The sequence below is a fragment of the Glutamicibacter sp. NPDC087831 genome (assembly GCF_044742845.1).
Lineage (GTDB): Bacteria > Actinomycetota > Actinomycetes > Actinomycetales > Micrococcaceae > Glutamicibacter.
Genome location: NZ_JBIUVH010000008.1, coordinates 35,245 through 49,690 on the forward strand (window position 1 = coordinate 35,245; position 14,446 = coordinate 49,690).

The following is a 14,446-nucleotide window of genomic DNA, read 5'->3' on the forward strand; positions in this document are numbered from 1 at the left end:
CACGCCTCTTCTCAAGCATCCCCTCTTCGCCTAGTCTGGTTGGAACTGCACAGAACCATCTTTCCGACGGGGTGAAGGGGGAGCGTGAGCACATCTGCCATCGACTGGTCCAACGCAACTCGCCGCGCACAAAAAGCCCGCGAGCTGCTCTCCTCGCAGGAAACCGGACTGGGCGACCTCCCATTGCGCAATGACGTGCGCGAATCCTGGAAACGGTCGCTGGCCCAAACAGGCTCGGTTCAAGAACCGCCGGTTCTGAGCAACGACCGGTTGCGCCTTGCCCGCGAGCGCAGCGAGCTCCAGCGGATTTGGCCTGTTTTCGAAAAGCTCCTTGTTCCCGCCGCAACCGACGCCAATCTCTTGGTCGCCCTTGCGGATGCCGGCGGAACCTTGTTGTGGGTTGCGGGAAGCACCAGTTCGATGAGCCAAGCCGAGCACGTGGGCTTCATGGCAGGTGCCGACTGGGCAGAAAAGAGTGTTGGCACATCCGCGCCGGGAATGGCGCTGGCAACCGGGGCCGGTTCGCAGGTCTCGGGGGCTGAGCATCTCTATGAGCAAGCCCAGCAGTACAGCTGCTCGGCGGTACCGATCCGCGATCCGCGCACTGGTCAGGTAATTGGCGCAATCGACCTGACCGGTGGCCCGGAAGCCGTTGCCACGCACTCCTTGCCGCTGCTGCAAGCGGCGGTCATGGCTGCGGAAACGCAGCTGCTCTTGCCGGGTGCCGGAGTCGTGGCCGATCCCGACTACCTGGACTTGGGGCGCTCTGATGGGGCCCATCTGGGATCAGTGCCGATTTCCCTTCGCCATGCAGAAATATTGGCCCTTCTGGCGCACTACCGGGAAGGCCTGAGCACTGCCCAGCTGGTGGAAGAGCTGTTCGAGCGTCCCGATTCCGCGGCCGAGGGCACGGTCCGCGCCGAAATCGTCAGGCTGCGCAAGGTACTCGCGGGCCCAGGCGGGCGTGCCTTGACTTCACGCCCGTACCGCCTTCAGTGGGACCTGCATACGACCCTTGGCCGCCTATGGCGTGCACTGGAGCAGGGCGATCTCGATTCCGCCCTGCCGCTGTACTCCCCGGGCCTGCTGGCCCGCTCCCAGGCGCCAGGCATCGTCTCGCTGCTGTACCGGACCGAGGCCGCGCTGCGTGAAATGGTGCTGGATCGAGGAACTGCGCATCAGCTGCTGAACCTGGGCCGCCAGCTGGCTGACCCTGGCCTCTTGCGAGCTGCCTTGCGCGAATTGCCTGCGCAATCGCCAGCGCGCTCACTTGTCGTCGCCGAGGTCCAGGCCCTCGAGAACTAGGTTCCTTGCCATTGCCGTTCCTCCCGCCAGGCTCGAACATGCCATTGCGGTCATCTGGGATCCCGTTGCAACCTGACTGCAACCTTCGTGTGACTAGAGTCACAAGCAAGGTTCCGCGATGATGCCATCGCGGCCAGGACATCCGACTAAGGAGACGTGGAGCAATGGCGGTTTACGCAAACCCGAATACCGATGGAGCACTGGTCAATTTCAAGCCGCGCTACGAGAACTACATCGGCGGTGAATGGGTAGCCCCGGTCAAGGGCATGTACTTCGAGAACATCACCCCCGTCACCGGCAAGGTCTTCTGCGAGGTGGCCCGTTCCACCGCAGAAGACGTCGAAGTGGCGCTCGACGCGGCGCATGCGGCGGCTGGCGCCTGGGGCAAGACCAGCCCGGCCGAACGCGCCGTCATCCTGAACAAGATCGCGGACCGCATCGAGGAAAACCTTGAAATGCTCTCCGTGGCCGAGACCTGGGATAACGGCAAGGCGATCCGCGAGTGCCTGAATGCCGACCTCCCGCTGGCAGTGGACCACTTCCGCTACTTCGCCGGAGCAATCCGCGCCCAGGAAGGCAGCCTCTCCCAGCTCGACGAGGACACCACCGCGTACCACTACCACGAGCCGCTGGGCGTGGTCGGGCAGATCATCCCGTGGAACTTCCCGCTGCTCATGGCCGTTTGGAAGCTCGCCCCGGCCCTGGCGGCCGGCAACGCGATCGTCCTGAAGCCGGCCGAGCAGACCCCGGCCAGCATCCTGGTGCTCATGGAGCTGATCGGCGATCTGCTTCCAGCCGGCGTGCTGAACGTGGTCAACGGCTTCGGCGTGGAATGCGGCAAGCCGCTGGCCTCCAACAAGCGCATCCGCAAGATCGCCTTCACCGGCGAAACCACTACCGGCCGGCTGATCATGCAGTACGCGTCGGAAAATCTGATCCCGGTCACCCTGGAGCTGGGCGGCAAGTCCCCGAACATCTTCTTCGAGGACATCGCGGCCAAGGACGACGCCTTCTACGACAAGGCGCAGGAAGGATTCACGCTGTTCGCGCTGAACCAGGGCGAAGTCTGCACCTGCCCATCGCGTGCGCTGATCCAGGAAAGCATCTACGACCGCTTCATGGGTGATGTGGTGGCCCGCACCAAGGCCATCAAGCAGGGCCACCCGCTGGATACCGACACCATGATGGGTGCCCAGGCATCCAACGACCAGCTCGAGAAGATCCTCTCCTACATGGACATCGGCAAGTCCGAGGGCGCCAAGGTGCTGCTCGGCGGGGGACGGGCGGATCTGGGCGGAGAGCTCTCCGGCGGCTACTACGTGCAGCCGACCATCTTCGAGGGCACCAATGACATGCGCATCTTCCAGGAGGAGATCTTCGGGCCGGTGGTCGCGGTGACCAAGTTCAAGGACTACGACGACGCGATCTCCATCGCCAACGACACCCTGTACGGATTGGGTTCGGGGGTGTGGAGCCGCAATGGCAACGTGGCCTACCGTGCCGGCCGCGCCATCCAGGCCGGACGCGTGTGGGTCAACCAGTACCACGCCTACCCGGCGCACTCGGCCTTCGGCGGCTACAAGTCCTCGGGCATCGGCCGCGAGAACCACCTGATGATGCTGGACCACTACCAGCAGACCAAGAACCTGCTGGTTTCCTACTCGGAAGACAAGCTGGGCTTCTTCTAGGAGCAGTAGCTGCCACGAGCAGCATGAGATGACAACAGACCTCGAAGGTACGGGGCCAGCCGGGACGGCGTCCGGGGATCGATTGGCCTCATCCCCCGCACGCCAGCCGGCACCCCGCACCTTCGAATGCCATGCAAAGGACAAAGTACATGAGCAAGATGAAAGCTGCAATAGTCGAGGGCTTCGGCGAAGAGTTCCAGGTGAAGGAAGCCGCGATCCCCGAGCCCGGCCCCGGCCAGGTGCTGGTGAAGCTGATCGCCTCGGGCGTCTGCCACACCGACCTGCACGCCGCCGAAGGCGATTGGCCGGTCAAGCCGAAGCTTCCGCTGATTCCCGGGCATGAAGGCGTGGGCATCGTGGAAAAGCTCGGCGAAGGAGTCACCGAGGTCGCGCTCGGGGACATGATCGGCAACGCGTGGCTGGCTAGCGCCTGCGGGCACTGCCAGTACTGCCGCACCGGCTGGGAGACGCTGTGCGAAGCCCAGTCCAATGGCGGGTACTCCGTGGACGGTTCCTTCGGCCAGTACATGCTGGTGGATTCCCGCTATGCCGCGCACATCCCGGAGGGCTCGGATCCCCATGAAATCGCGCCGGTGCTGTGCGCGGGAGTGACTGTCTACAAGGGCCTGAAGATGACTGAGGTCAAGCCCGGCCAGTGGGTGGCTATTTCGGGTATCGGCGGACTGGGCCATATCGCGGTGCAGTACGCGGTGGCCATGGGCATGCGGGTGATCGCCATTGACGTGGCCGATGACAAGCTGGCGCTGGCCTCGAAGCATGGAGCGGAAATCACCGTCAATGCCTTCGCCCAGGACCCGGCCGAGATCATCCAGCAGAAGGTTGGCGGAACGCACGGCGTGCTGGTTACGGCGGTGCATCCAAAGGCGTTCGGGCAAGCGATCGGCATGACCCGGCGCGGCGGAACGATCGTGTTCAACGGGCTGCCCGCCGGTGATTTCCCCGCACCCATTTTCGACATCGTGCTCAAGGGCCTGACCATCCGCGGATCGATCGTGGGAACACGGCAGGACATGATCGAGGCGCTGGAATTCTATGCGGCAGGGAAGATCAAGCCGACCTTCCATACCCGCCCGCTGGAAGATATCAACGCCGTATTCGACGAAATGCGCCATGGCAAGATCGATGGGCGCGTTGTCATCGACTACGCCGGCAAGGCGTAGCCGGATCCGCAATGGTTGATGGCACGGTACCGGATGCGGCTTTTCGAAGCGGCATCCGGTACCGGTGTCCTGGCCGCCCTGGCCGAGCGATGGACGGTGCGGCCCAAAAAGAGGACACTGGCCACAACGAGATAAATCCGGACGTGGACAACGAGGCAGGAGCAGGACATGAGCACCGTAACCGAAACGCGCGCCGCAATCGAGGGCGAAGAGTTCTCGCGGGTGGCCTTCACCTCCGAAGCCCTGGATCTGCTGCGCAAGCTGTGGGGGATCCACGGCCCGCTGATGTTCCACCAGTCCGGAGGATGCTGCGACGGGTCCTCGCCGATGTGCTATCCGGCCGGCGAGTTCCGCACCGGGGGATCGGACATCCGGCTCGGCGTGCTTTCCCTGGACGGCGCTGATGGCACCGCCCTGGGCGACATCGATTTCTGGATGTCCAAGGAGCAATTCGAATACTGGAAGCACACCAAGCTCACCGTGGACGTGGTCAACGGGCGGGGATCCGGTTTCTCCGTCGAAGCCCCGGAGGGCAAGCGCTTCTTGATCCGCAGCGAGATCATCGAGTTCCCGGCTGGCCCGAACCCCGACTAGGCTTGGCCCATGCGACTGTGGTCCCTGCACCCCTCATTGCTCGACGCCAAAGGGCTCGTTGCCTGTTGGCGTGAAACACTGCTGGCCCAGAAGGTGCTCGCAGGCCAGACCAAGGGCTATACCGGGCACCCGCAGCTTCTCCGGTTCAAGGCGCAGCCCGCCCCGCTGGTGCATATGGGCGGCTACCTGCAGGGCTTGTGGGACGAAGCGGCTGTCCGGGGCTATCGCTTCGACGCCGCGAAGATCCTGCATCCGGCAGCCGCCGCGCAGCTGGAAAAGATCCCGGTCACCCAGGGGCAGGTGCACTTCGAGCGCGAGCACCTGCTGCGCAAGCTCTCCGTCCGGGATCCCGCGCGCATCGCCCGCTTGGAACCGGCAGGGCAGGTGGCCCTGCATCCGCTGTTCGTGCAGGTCCCGGGGCCAGTGGAGGCCTGGGAGAAGGATGCGCTCGCCAGCGGATGAGCTGCTGGCCCGGCAAAATCCTAGAGCAGCTCTGCGCGCAACTGTGCGGGGGACTTGGGCGAGAGCAGCCCCGGGGCCACATCGTAAACGGTCTGCGCACCGGTGATGCCGCGCTGGTTCATCCGGAAGGCGGCCCGGGCGTAAGCCACCAGCACGCTGGAAGTGAATTCCGGGTTGGAGCCAAGTGCCAGCGAATACTCGATGACCTGCTTCTGCTCGTCGCTGGTATTGCCCGAACGGATCACGAACCCGCCATGCGGCATATTCGAATGCTCGGCGGCCAGGGTCTGCTCGTCGATGAACTGCACCGTGGTGTCGTACTGGTCGAAGTAGTGCTCCATGGTCACGATGGCTTCGCGCACCGACTCCGGATCGGCACCGTCTTGGAGCACGACAAAGCATTCGCGCTGGTGCTTCTCGCGGGTGCTCAAGGAAGGGCGCTCGCCGGCCCGGACCCGGTCGATAGCCTCCTGGCTCGGGATGGTGTACTGCACGCCGGCGGCGACGCCCGGGACGCGGCGGATCGCATCCGAATGCCCCTGGCTCAGCCCGCGGCCCCAGAAGGTGTAGGTTTCGCCGTCGGGCAGCAAGGCCTCCCCGAAGACCCGGTTGATCGAGAACATGCCCGGATCCCAGCCCACGGAGAGCAACGCGGTCTTGCCAGCTGCCTTCGCTGGGCCGTCGATGGACGCGTAGTACTCGGGGATGCGGGCGTGGGTATCGAAGCTGTCCACGGTGTTGAACAGCGCCGCGAACTTCGGGCCCTGCTGCGGCAAGTCCGATTTCGAGCCGCCGCAAAGGATCAATACGTCGATCTGTGCGGCGTGCTTTTCCAGCTCATCGATGCCGAACCGCCGTGCTGGCTGAGCCAGTTGGAGGGCCTGCGGGTCACGGCGGGTGTAGACGCCCACCAGCTCCATATCCGGATTCTTGGCGATCGCGGCTTGGACGCCGCGTCCCAGATTCCCATAGCCAGCAATACCGATGCGGATCTTTGAAGTCATGCCTGCCGTTTCCTTGGGGGAGTGAAGTTTGCTCAGCCGCGGATGGGCTAAATACTTCGGATTATGCCAACGAATCCCGGGGCAGTGAAACCCTTGACCCTCTATGACCCCGGTCTAGCCGAACAGGCGCTTGAAGAAGCCCTTCTTCGGTTCGGCTTCGTGGCCCTGGCAGCGGTCCTTATTGGGGACATTGCGCATAGTTGCTTCAACGTGCTGGCCGCAGCCAGCCCACGTGGTCTTCTGGCAGATCTTGCATTGAACCTGGCGGCACATAATTTTTTCCTTGGGGTAGTGGTTAGGACAGGGAGAGGAAGAGCTTTTCGAGTTCTTCGACGCTCAGGCCGTCTTCTTCCTCGGAAGCCTTCTCGGGATCGGCGATGCAGTACTGCATCGCGGTGGAGACAATGGCGAATCCGGCGCGGTCCAACGCGGTGGAGACGGCGGCCAGCTGAGTGACTACCTCTTTGCACGAACCATCGGTTTCCACGGCGTTGATCACCGCATCAAGCTGGCCTCGGGCACGCTTAAGGCGGTTGAGGATCCGCTTGCGGGTCGCTTCGTCAGCAGTACGCATCAATTTCTCCTTGGTACGGGTAGCGGGTTAGTCGTCTTCTGCAATTTCGGCATCCAGGTGTTTGAGTTGGACGAGCAACTGCTCCATAGCGCCAGAGCTCAACGCTCCGGGTTTTGAATGTACAAGTATCCCATCCTTGAACGCCATGAGCGTCGGTATGGATGCAATCCGGGCTGCCTGCGCCAAATCCGGCTGGGTTTCGGTATTCACCTTGGCGAAGGCGATTTCAGGATGCGCCGCGGATGCTTCGTCGAAAATCGGGGCAAAGCCGCGGCAAGGACCGCACCAAGGCGCCCAGAAATCCACGAGCACCAGCCGGTTCCTTGCGATGAACCCAGCGAAGTTCGAAGCTGACAATTCAAGCGGCTTCATCGGGTTTCTCCTTTCAGAACGAGCGGGCAGCGCGCCCCCATCGCCGGAATTTTGTTGCACAGCAGCACCAATGCGCCCGCGAGGGCTGCAACCGCAACTACGACCAGCCCGCCGGGAGCCGGCAGTTCCTGGCTGAGCACGAACACGCCCATGGCCAAGACGAAGTAGCCAAAACCCTTGCGCAAAGCGCGTTCGTCGATCCTGCGCGAAAGCCGTGCGCCGATCAACGAACCGAGGATCGCGGTGGTCGCCAGCCCTGCGGCCAGCGGCCAATCCAGTGCAACTGAATTCAACTGCCCGGCCAGGCCAGTGATCGAATTCAGGGTGATCACCAGCAGGGAGGTGCCCACCGCCTGTTGCATGGACAGCCCGGCCAGCAAAGCCAGTGCAGGGACGAGCAGGAAACCGCCTCCGGCACCGACCAGGCCGGTGACCATGCCAATGCCCAAGCCGACCGGGGCGGACAGCCACAACGACTGTGTTGCGCTGCCAGTGTTTTTCCGTCCGCGGATCATCCCGCGGGCACCGGCCAGCATGATGATCGCGAAACCGAGCATCAGCAGCTGGGCAGGGATCCCGCTGGCCAGCAGCCCGCCGCCAAAGGCGCCAAGCATGCTGGTGGCCGCGAAGACCATCCCCTGTTTCCAACGCACATTGGCCTTGCGGGCATGCGGGATCAGGCTCGTTGCCGAGGTCGCACCGACCACCAGCAGGGAGGTGGCGATCGCTTCCTTGGCGGGCAACCCGGCTACATAGCTGAGCAGGGGAACCATCAGGATTGAACCGCCGCCGCCGAACAGTCCCAGGGACAGCCCGACGATGCTCGCTAGTGCAAGGGCCAGAACCAGCAGCGGTCCGAACTCCATGGCCTACTTCTTTACTTTGTTCCAGGGCATCTTGCCCAAGAAGCTGATCATCGGGCAAGAATCCCGCAGGGCTGAGAACACCAGTCCGCCACCGATGGCCGCCGAAAGATAGGCGAACTTCGGGGAGATGAACTTCGCTCCGAGCAACCCGGCGAGCACCACGGAACCTGCGGTCATGCGCATCTGGCGGTCCAGCGCCCAACGCTGCACGCCGCGCACCATGGTGCCGCCGGCATTTTCGTAGGCGGTGACGCCGCCAAGCAGTACCGTGCTGTGCTCGATCTGTTGCTCCTGCAGGGCACGCTGCGCCTTGGAAGCACGGTTGCCGCTGTGGCAGATCAGCACCGGCTTGCCTGGAATCTTGGCGAGCACCTCGGTGGCGTTGGCGGTGAATTCTTCGAGCGGCACGTTGTACGAGCCGGGAATGTGGAGGGTTTCGAATTCGCCCGCGGTGCGCACGTCAATCAAGGCGAGGTCCGTGTCGGGGGCTTCTACCAGGCATTTAAGTGCTTCGGCGTCCATGGTGGTCAAAGGGGTAGTCATTGAATGCAGTTCAGCTTTCGTGGCGGGGGTGGCTAGTTGGCGAAGGAGGACCAGCCGAGGTAGCTGCCCTCAAGCTCGACGACGTTGTAGCCGGCATCGCGCAGTGCGCTGGCGGCCACGGCATTGCGCATGCCGCTTTGGCAGTAGGTGACGATGGTGCCGCCGGCGGGCAGCTGATCGAGATTCCACAACACCCGTCCGCCGGACAGCTGCTTGGCGCCCGGGATATGCCCGGCGGCGAACTCGGTCTTGTTGCGGACATCCAGCAGCATCTCGTACTCGAAATCGTCCAGCTGTGCCGGGGTGATCGACTTCGGCTTCACCGTTGGCAGGCCTTCCAAGCTGGTGGTGAAACCCTTGACCGCGTCGATGCCCACGCGCATTAGGTGGGCGCGGATCGTCGCGGCGTGTTCGCCGGTCTCGGCCAGCACGATCAGGGCGCGTTGGTCCTTTTCCGGATCGTAGGCCCAGGCGCCGAAGCTGGCGGTCTTCGCCGTACCCGGGATGGACAGCGCGCCGGGAACAGTGCCTGCGGCGATCTGGGTGTGCCCACGGGTATCGACGAACACCGAGACCCCCGCCTCCAGCTGCTGGAGGAGCTGCTGGACGGGTATTTCAGCTAGGGGGTCGAGCTGGCCCAGGATGGCTGGGCCCAGGCGGTTCTGCCGCTTCATGCGGCCGAAGTAGGCGTGGGCGTCAGGCTGGCCGTTGAGCAGTTCGGCGATGAAGCCGTCCTGGTCGTCGTTGGCCAGGTAGGTGCTCCACCAGGCGAACTCGCGTTCGTAGCCCAACGTGGTGGAAGGGACCGCGCCCAGCGCTTTGCCGCAGGCGCTGCCCGAGCCGTGGCCTGGATGCACCTGGATGTAATCGGGCAATTCTGCCAGGGTTTTCTTCAGCGAAGCAAAGAGATCGCGGGCGCCTTCGAAGCGGGTATCGACACCGCCGGCGGCCTCGTCCAGCAAATCCGGACGGCCTAGGTCGCCGGCGAAGATGAAGTCGCCGGAGAGCAGGTAGCCAGGGTCTTGGCTGAAGGCTCCGTCGGTGATGGCGTAAGCCAGGTGCTCCGGGGTGTGGCCCGGGGTGTGGCGGGCGGCGATGCGCAGGTTGCCCAGCGTGATGATATCGCCATCCATCAAACGTTCTGCCTCGAATCCGTACTGCCAATCTTTGCCGCCCTCGCCCGAAACGTAGCTGGTGGCGCCGGTGGCGGCGGCTAGTTCGCGGGTTCCGGAAAGGTAGTCGGCGTGGATGTGGGTTTCAGCGACGGCCGTGATGCGCATGCCGTGCTTGGCAGCCAGGGCAAGGTAGTCGGCGATGTCGCGGCGCGCGTCGACCACGAGAGCTTCGCCTTTGGCCTGGCAGCCGATGAAGTAGCTGGCCTGCGCGAGATCTTCGTCGTAGAGGCGTTCAAGCAGCATGGTTGGTTCCTTTCAAGGTGGATTGGAACCAGACTAAACTATACCCCCGGGGGTATGTCAAAAATACGGGTGGGGGTATGTGCGGAGGCCCGCAATGCCGCTAGGTGGGAAAGGTGTTTTTATGCCCGGGTGAAAGTGCGCAGCCAGCCGGTTAGCCGCAGCTGCTCCGCGGGGTCCAAGGTTGCCAATAGCTGCAGGGTGCCGTCGTCTGCGGGGCGCAGAATACCCAGGTGATCGGCTGGAACATCGGACATCGCCTCGCCAGCCGGGGAATCGGGCGATGCGCTCGCCGCCCTGGAGATGAAGACCTCGTCGGGTGAACCGTTCCAACCCTCGAGGATCGAGATGGTGCCTTCCAGCAGGCGCAGGGCCTCGTGCGCGTGGATCCATGCGGTGGCATCCTTGGCAGCCAGCTCGAACCCGGCTTCGGGAACAATCTTGCGCAGGCCCGTGGCCAGGACGCGCGCTTTCGCGCTGAGCCCCTCGGCCTGGAAGGCGGCTACCGCATCCAGGCGCTGTGTCATGCGCGCGAAGTCCTGCTCAATGCTTTTCCTGCTTGCGAAAATGCCCATGCTCCTATCTTCGCCTACCTTGGGAAAGGCTGTCGAGGTGCTCGGCCAATCGGGTGCTGGCGCGGGAGAGGTGCTGGGCCAAAACCTCTGCCGCGCCCTGGGCATCGCCGGCGGCGATGCATTCGAGCAGGCGTTCATGTTCGCTGGCGATGTCCGCGGTGTTCAGCAGCGTTGCATCCTGGACGTGGGTCATGCACAGGCGGATCTCATCGCTGAGCTGGCCGTAGATTGCGCTGGTACGGGTCGAATCCAGGGCCTGGACCAGTGCGGAGTGGAAGCGGACATCCGGATCGACGATCTGGATCGGGGAAGCATCGCGCAGTGCGGTGATTTCGGCATTGGCCTCGCGTGCAGCTTCCGGGACCTGTCCGGTGCTGGCCAGCAGCCGCACGGCCTCTGCTTCGATGATGGCGCGGGTGCGGTAGATGTCGCGGGCGTCGGCGGATGAGAGCAGCGTGACTTTCGCGCTCTGATGCGCGTTGCGCGTCAGCAGGCCGCTGGCAACGAGGTTCTCCAGCGCGGCCTTGGCGGTTGGCCGGGCCACTTCATAGTGCGCGGCGACGTCCACTTCGCCCAGCGGGGTGCCGGGGGACAGTTCCCCGCTGAAAATCCGGGCACGCAGTGACTTGACGACGGCCTGAACCACGGAAACCACACCTAAACGGGCCGCCATCAGGGTCCTTTCGAGCCGCGGAAAATTTACCTAACAAGTATCCCATGAATAGTACTACTATGGCTTGTATACTTGTAAGACAATTTTCGTATTCGGCAAGCGCCGCTTGCCAACTGCACAGGAGCGCACCATGGCATTGAGCACGCCAGCACTCGGAGAAACGACGGTTTCATCCGACATCCTCGATCTGGTCGGCGACCAGGATCGCGTCAAGACCCGATCCATCGACCGCGTTGCCTACGCCTCGGATGCCTCGCACTACCTGTACACGCCGCAAGCTGTCGTGCTGGCCAAGGACGCCGCGGAAGTCTCCGCCCTGCTGGCTGCGGCCGCGCGCGGCAACCAGCCGGTCACCCTGCGCTCGGGCGGCACCTCGCTGGCCGGGCAAGCCAGCGGCGACGGACTGATGATTGATGTGCGCCGCAACTTCCGCGGCATCACCGTGCTCGATAACGGAGCGCGCGTGCGTGTGCAGCCCGGTGCCACCGTCCGCCAGGTCAACGCGCGCCTGGCCGTCTATGGCAGCAAGCTGGGGCCGGATCCGGCCAGCGAGGCGGCCTGCACCATCGGAGGCGTGATCGCGAACAACTCCTCGGGGATGGCCTGCGGCACCGAATTCAACACCTACCGCACCCTGGAATCCATGACTTTCGTGCTCCCCTCGGGTACCATGATCGACACCGCGGATCCGCAGGCCGACCGCAAGCTGGCCGCCGCTGAACCGCAACTGGTCGCCACGCTGGACAAGCTGGGCCAGCGCGTGCGCAGCAACCCGGCCTCGGTCGCCAAGATCGAGAAGCACTTCGCGCTGAAGAACACCATGGGCTACGGCATCAATGCCTTCCTGGACTACGACACCCCGGCAGAGCTGATGGCACACCTGATCATCGGCTCCGAGGGCACCCTGGCTTTCGTCGCCGAGGCCGTCTTCCGCACCGTGCCGATCCGCAAGCTGGCCATCGCCACCTTGGCCGTCTTCGATAACCTGGATCTGGCCACCCGGGCGCTGCCTGAACTCGTGGATTCCGGCGCCGCCACCCTGGAGCTGATGGATTCCACGTCGCTGCGCGTGGGCCAGTCGCTGCCCGGCGTGCCGGATGCCATCATGGGCTTCGACGTCGACCAGCAGGCCGCCTTGCTGGTCGAATACCATGCGGACACCGAAGAGGAACTGGCCGGGCTGCGCTCCGCTGGCCAGTCGCTGCTCGACGCATCGGCATTGCGCGCCCCAGCGGTGCTGTCCCCAGATGCGAAGAACCGTCAGGCCGCGTGGAAGTTCCGAAAGGGCCTGTATGCTTCGGTGGCCGGTGCCCGCGCCACAGGCACCACCGCGCTGCTCGAGGACGTCGTGGTCCCGGTAGAGTCCTTGGCCGAAACCTGCGACAGCCTGCAGGAGCTGTTCACCGAGTACGGCTACGCTGATTCGGTGATCTTCGGCCACGCCAAGGACGGCAACATCCACTTCATGCTCACCGACCGTTTCGAAGGCGATGTGGCGTTGAACCGCTACAACTCCTTCAACGACAAGATGGTCCAGCTGATTCTGGACAAGGACGGCAACCTCAAGGCGGAGCACGGCACCGGCCGCGCCATGGCGCCGTTCGTGCGCGCGCAGTACGGCGATGAGCTCTACGAGGTGCACCTGGAGCTGAAAGCCGCCTGCGACCCGCGCCTGATGATGAACCCCGGGGTGATCATCGACGAAGACCACGCCGCGCACATCCGCAACATCAAGCTCAACGAGACCATCGAGATCGAGGCCGACCACTGCGTGGAATGCGGCTATTGCGAGCCGGTCTGCCCGTCCAAGGACCTGACCCTGACCCCGCGCCAGCGCATCGTCGTGCGCCGGGCCATCGCCAAGGCCGAAGCCGAGGGCAACGCCGAGCTGGCGGCCGAACTGGAGCGCGACTACGAATACAACGGCGTGCAGACCTGTGCCGTGGACGGCATGTGCGTCACCGCCTGCCCGGTGGGCATCAACACGGGCCTGCTGGTCAAGCGCCTGCGCCGCGAAGACGCGCACCCGGTCCTGGAAGCCGGCTTCAAGGCCGCGGCCAAGGGATGGGGACCTGCCACGCGCGCTGGGTCGCTGGCCCTGAGCATCGCCGATAAATTCCCTGCTTCGCTGGTCCGCGGTGCCACCGATGCTGCGCGCAAGGTGGTCAGCACCGACACCATGCCACGTTACGATGCCGACCTGCCTGGTGGAGGCAAGGCGCGCAAGCCCATGGCCGGCAACTTGGGTGCAGCTGGCACCGAGCCGCTGGCCATCTACCTGCCAGCCTGCGTGAATTCGATGTTCGGCCCTGCAGGAGACGGGGAAGGAGTCGCCCCGGCGTTCACCAAGCTGCTGCACGCTGCTGGCGTCTCGGTTTACGTTCCCGAGGGCATTGAATCCACCTGCTGCGGTACCCCGTGGACTTCCAAGGGCTACGAACAGGGCCATGAGGTCATGGGCCAGCGCGTGCTGGAAGAAGTCCGTGCGGCCATGCCGGGCAAGGACCTGCCGATCATCTCCGATGCCTCCAGCTGCACCGAAGGCTTTGCGCATACCCTGGCCGAGCATGGCTACGAAGTGGTTGACCTGCTGGCGTTCACTTCGCAGCACCTGCTGGAGAAGCTGCCAGCGCTCGAGAAGATCTCCTCGGTCACCTTGCACCCAACCTGCTCGTCCACGCAGATGGGCCTGAACCCGGACATGCAGAAGATCGCAGAGGCTGTGGCAGATACCGTGAACACCCCGGTGAACTGGGGCTGCTGTGGTTTTGCCGGTGACCGCGGCATGCTGCATCCGGAGCTGACCGAGTCGGCTACCGCTCGCGAAGCTGCCGAGGTTCGTGAACTGGATGCGCAGGAACACGCTTCGTGCAACCGCACCTGTGAACTGGGCATGACCCGTGCGACGGGCAAGGAATACCGCCACATCGTTGAACTGCTGGCAGACGCCGCCAGCAAGTAGAGGTCGGAGCAAAGCCGGCGGCGTCGAGCGGCATTAAGCCATGGGTACGCGCAATGGTTGCTTGCCGGGAGTCAGGCTGCGAGGTCTTCGGGGCCGTCCTTGGGCTTCAGCCGTTCCTTGAGTTGCTGTATCCATTGCGAGTCGCGTCTCAATTGCGGGAACGGCTTGTGCGCGTAGCCCGTGGCTGGTGGCGCGGTGGACTTGTAGGACATCGCCGAGCCGGGACAGATCA

The 14,446-nt window shown here is 64.0% G+C and carries 15 protein-coding genes; 6 read left to right on the top strand and 9 right to left on the bottom strand.

Annotated features, from left to right (window positions below; genetic code table 11):
* The first annotated feature begins 84 nt into the window (after window positions 1-84).
* From ACIOJF_RS17525 to ACIOJF_RS17545, 5 genes are all read left to right on the top strand, one after another.
* Window positions 85-1,305, top strand: coding sequence for a GAF domain-containing protein (locus ACIOJF_RS17525; RefSeq protein ID WP_402741980.1), 1,221 nt, complete (start codon window positions 85-87; stop codon window positions 1,303-1,305).
* 164 nt (window positions 1,306-1,469) lie between these two features.
* Complete coding sequence (adh, locus tag ACIOJF_RS17530; RefSeq protein ID WP_332727351.1) at window positions 1,470-2,993, top strand: aldehyde dehydrogenase; 1,524 nt, start codon at window positions 1,470-1,472, stop codon at window positions 2,991-2,993.
* A gap of 149 nt (window positions 2,994-3,142) precedes the next feature.
* Entirely contained in the window at window positions 3,143-4,174 is a 1,032-nt protein-coding gene (adhP, locus tag ACIOJF_RS17535; RefSeq protein ID WP_402741981.1) for an alcohol dehydrogenase AdhP, read from the top strand.
* Between the two features lie 168 nt (window positions 4,175-4,342).
* Window positions 4,343-4,768: a DUF779 domain-containing protein gene (locus tag ACIOJF_RS17540; RefSeq protein ID WP_013347532.1), complete on the top strand. Its 426-nt coding sequence runs from the start codon at window positions 4,343-4,345 to the stop codon at window positions 4,766-4,768.
* A 9-nt stretch (window positions 4,769-4,777) separates the two neighbouring features.
* Window positions 4,778-5,230, top strand: coding sequence for a pyrimidine dimer DNA glycosylase/endonuclease V (locus tag ACIOJF_RS17545; RefSeq protein ID WP_105658982.1), 453 nt, complete (start codon window positions 4,778-4,780; stop codon window positions 5,228-5,230).
* Window positions 5,231-5,250: 20 nt separating this feature from the next.
* Here ACIOJF_RS17545 and ACIOJF_RS17550 read toward each other — a convergent pair whose 3' ends face one another.
* The 9 genes from ACIOJF_RS17550 to ACIOJF_RS17590 form a co-directional block, all read right to left on the bottom strand.
* Window positions 5,251-6,234: a diaminopimelate dehydrogenase gene (locus tag ACIOJF_RS17550; protein ID WP_332595311.1), complete on the bottom strand. Its 984-nt coding sequence runs from the start codon at window positions 6,232-6,234 to the stop codon at window positions 5,251-5,253.
* A gap of 114 nt (window positions 6,235-6,348) precedes the next feature.
* Window positions 6,349-6,507, bottom strand: coding sequence for a hypothetical protein (locus ACIOJF_RS17555; protein ID WP_166650877.1), 159 nt, complete (start codon window positions 6,505-6,507; stop codon window positions 6,349-6,351).
* Between the two features lie 22 nt (window positions 6,508-6,529).
* On the bottom strand, window positions 6,530-6,808 hold the full coding sequence (locus ACIOJF_RS17560; RefSeq protein WP_105658980.1) for a metal-sensitive transcriptional regulator: 279 nt from the start codon (window positions 6,806-6,808) through the stop codon (window positions 6,530-6,532).
* Window positions 6,809-6,835: 27 nt separating this feature from the next.
* Window positions 6,836-7,180: a thioredoxin gene (trxA, locus tag ACIOJF_RS17565; RefSeq protein WP_105658979.1), complete on the bottom strand. Its 345-nt coding sequence runs from the start codon at window positions 7,178-7,180 to the stop codon at window positions 6,836-6,838.
* Window positions 7,177-8,046 carry a sulfite exporter TauE/SafE family protein gene (locus ACIOJF_RS17570; protein WP_133835054.1) on the bottom strand — a complete coding sequence of 290 codons (870 nt, stop codon included), beginning with the start codon at window positions 8,044-8,046 and terminating at the stop codon, window positions 7,177-7,179. Before ACIOJF_RS17570 ends, trxA begins: the two co-directional genes overlap by 4 nt.
* 3 nt (window positions 8,047-8,049) lie before the next feature.
* Window positions 8,050-8,589 carry a rhodanese-like domain-containing protein gene (locus tag ACIOJF_RS17575; RefSeq protein WP_105658977.1) on the bottom strand — a complete coding sequence of 180 codons (540 nt, stop codon included), beginning with the start codon at window positions 8,587-8,589 and terminating at the stop codon, window positions 8,050-8,052.
* 32 nt (window positions 8,590-8,621) lie between these two features.
* A complete protein-coding gene (locus ACIOJF_RS17580; RefSeq protein ID WP_105658976.1) occupies window positions 8,622-10,007 on the bottom strand; it encodes an MBL fold metallo-hydrolase in 1,386 nt (461 codons plus the stop codon).
* A 119-nt stretch (window positions 10,008-10,126) separates the two neighbouring features.
* Window positions 10,127-10,579, bottom strand: a complete 453-nt coding sequence (locus tag ACIOJF_RS17585) for a hypothetical protein (protein WP_105658975.1) — start codon at window positions 10,577-10,579, stop codon at window positions 10,127-10,129.
* 4 nt (window positions 10,580-10,583) lie between these two features.
* Complete coding sequence (locus ACIOJF_RS17590; protein ID WP_105658974.1) at window positions 10,584-11,252, bottom strand: GntR family transcriptional regulator; 669 nt, start codon at window positions 11,250-11,252, stop codon at window positions 10,584-10,586.
* 130 nt (window positions 11,253-11,382) lie between these two features.
* Here ACIOJF_RS17590 and ACIOJF_RS17595 point away from each other — a divergent pair, with 130 nt between their 5' ends.
* Entirely contained in the window at window positions 11,383-14,214 is a 2,832-nt protein-coding gene (locus ACIOJF_RS17595; RefSeq protein ID WP_402741982.1) for an FAD-binding and (Fe-S)-binding domain-containing protein, read from the top strand.
* The last annotated feature ends 232 nt before the right edge of the window (window positions 14,215-14,446 follow it).

Excerpts from the sequence above, each read along its gene's own strand:
- adh (WP_332727351.1), top strand. The coding sequence starts at position 1,470 with ATGGCGGTTTACGCAAACCCGAATACCGATGGAGCACTGGTCAATTTC.
- adhP (WP_402741981.1), top strand. The coding sequence starts at position 3,143 with ATGAGCAAGATGAAAGCTGCAATAGTCGAGGGCTTCGGCGAAGAGTTC.
- ACIOJF_RS17540 (WP_013347532.1), top strand. The coding sequence starts at position 4,343 with ATGAGCACCGTAACCGAAACGCGCGCCGCAATCGAGGGCGAAGAGTTC.
- ACIOJF_RS17545 (WP_105658982.1), top strand. The coding sequence starts at position 4,778 with ATGCGACTGTGGTCCCTGCACCCCTCATTGCTCGACGCCAAAGGGCTC.
- ACIOJF_RS17550 (WP_332595311.1), bottom strand. The coding sequence starts at position 6,234 with ATGACTTCAAAGATCCGCATCGGTATTGCTGGCTATGGGAATCTGGGA.
- ACIOJF_RS17555 (WP_166650877.1), bottom strand. The coding sequence starts at position 6,507 with ATGTGCCGCCAGGTTCAATGCAAGATCTGCCAGAAGACCACGTGGGCT.
- ACIOJF_RS17560 (WP_105658980.1), bottom strand. The coding sequence starts at position 6,808 with ATGCGTACTGCTGACGAAGCGACCCGCAAGCGGATCCTCAACCGCCTT.
- trxA (WP_105658979.1), bottom strand. The coding sequence starts at position 7,180 with ATGAAGCCGCTTGAATTGTCAGCTTCGAACTTCGCTGGGTTCATCGCA.
- ACIOJF_RS17570 (WP_133835054.1), bottom strand. The coding sequence starts at position 8,046 with ATGGAGTTCGGACCGCTGCTGGTTCTGGCCCTTGCACTAGCGAGCATC.
- ACIOJF_RS17575 (WP_105658977.1), bottom strand. The coding sequence starts at position 8,589 with ATGACTACCCCTTTGACCACCATGGACGCCGAAGCACTTAAATGCCTG.
- ACIOJF_RS17580 (WP_105658976.1), bottom strand. The coding sequence starts at position 10,007 with ATGCTGCTTGAACGCCTCTACGACGAAGATCTCGCGCAGGCCAGCTAC.
- ACIOJF_RS17585 (WP_105658975.1), bottom strand. The coding sequence starts at position 10,579 with ATGGGCATTTTCGCAAGCAGGAAAAGCATTGAGCAGGACTTCGCGCGC.
- ACIOJF_RS17590 (WP_105658974.1), bottom strand. The coding sequence starts at position 11,252 with ATGGCGGCCCGTTTAGGTGTGGTTTCCGTGGTTCAGGCCGTCGTCAAG.
- ACIOJF_RS17595 (WP_402741982.1), top strand. The coding sequence starts at position 11,383 with ATGGCATTGAGCACGCCAGCACTCGGAGAAACGACGGTTTCATCCGAC.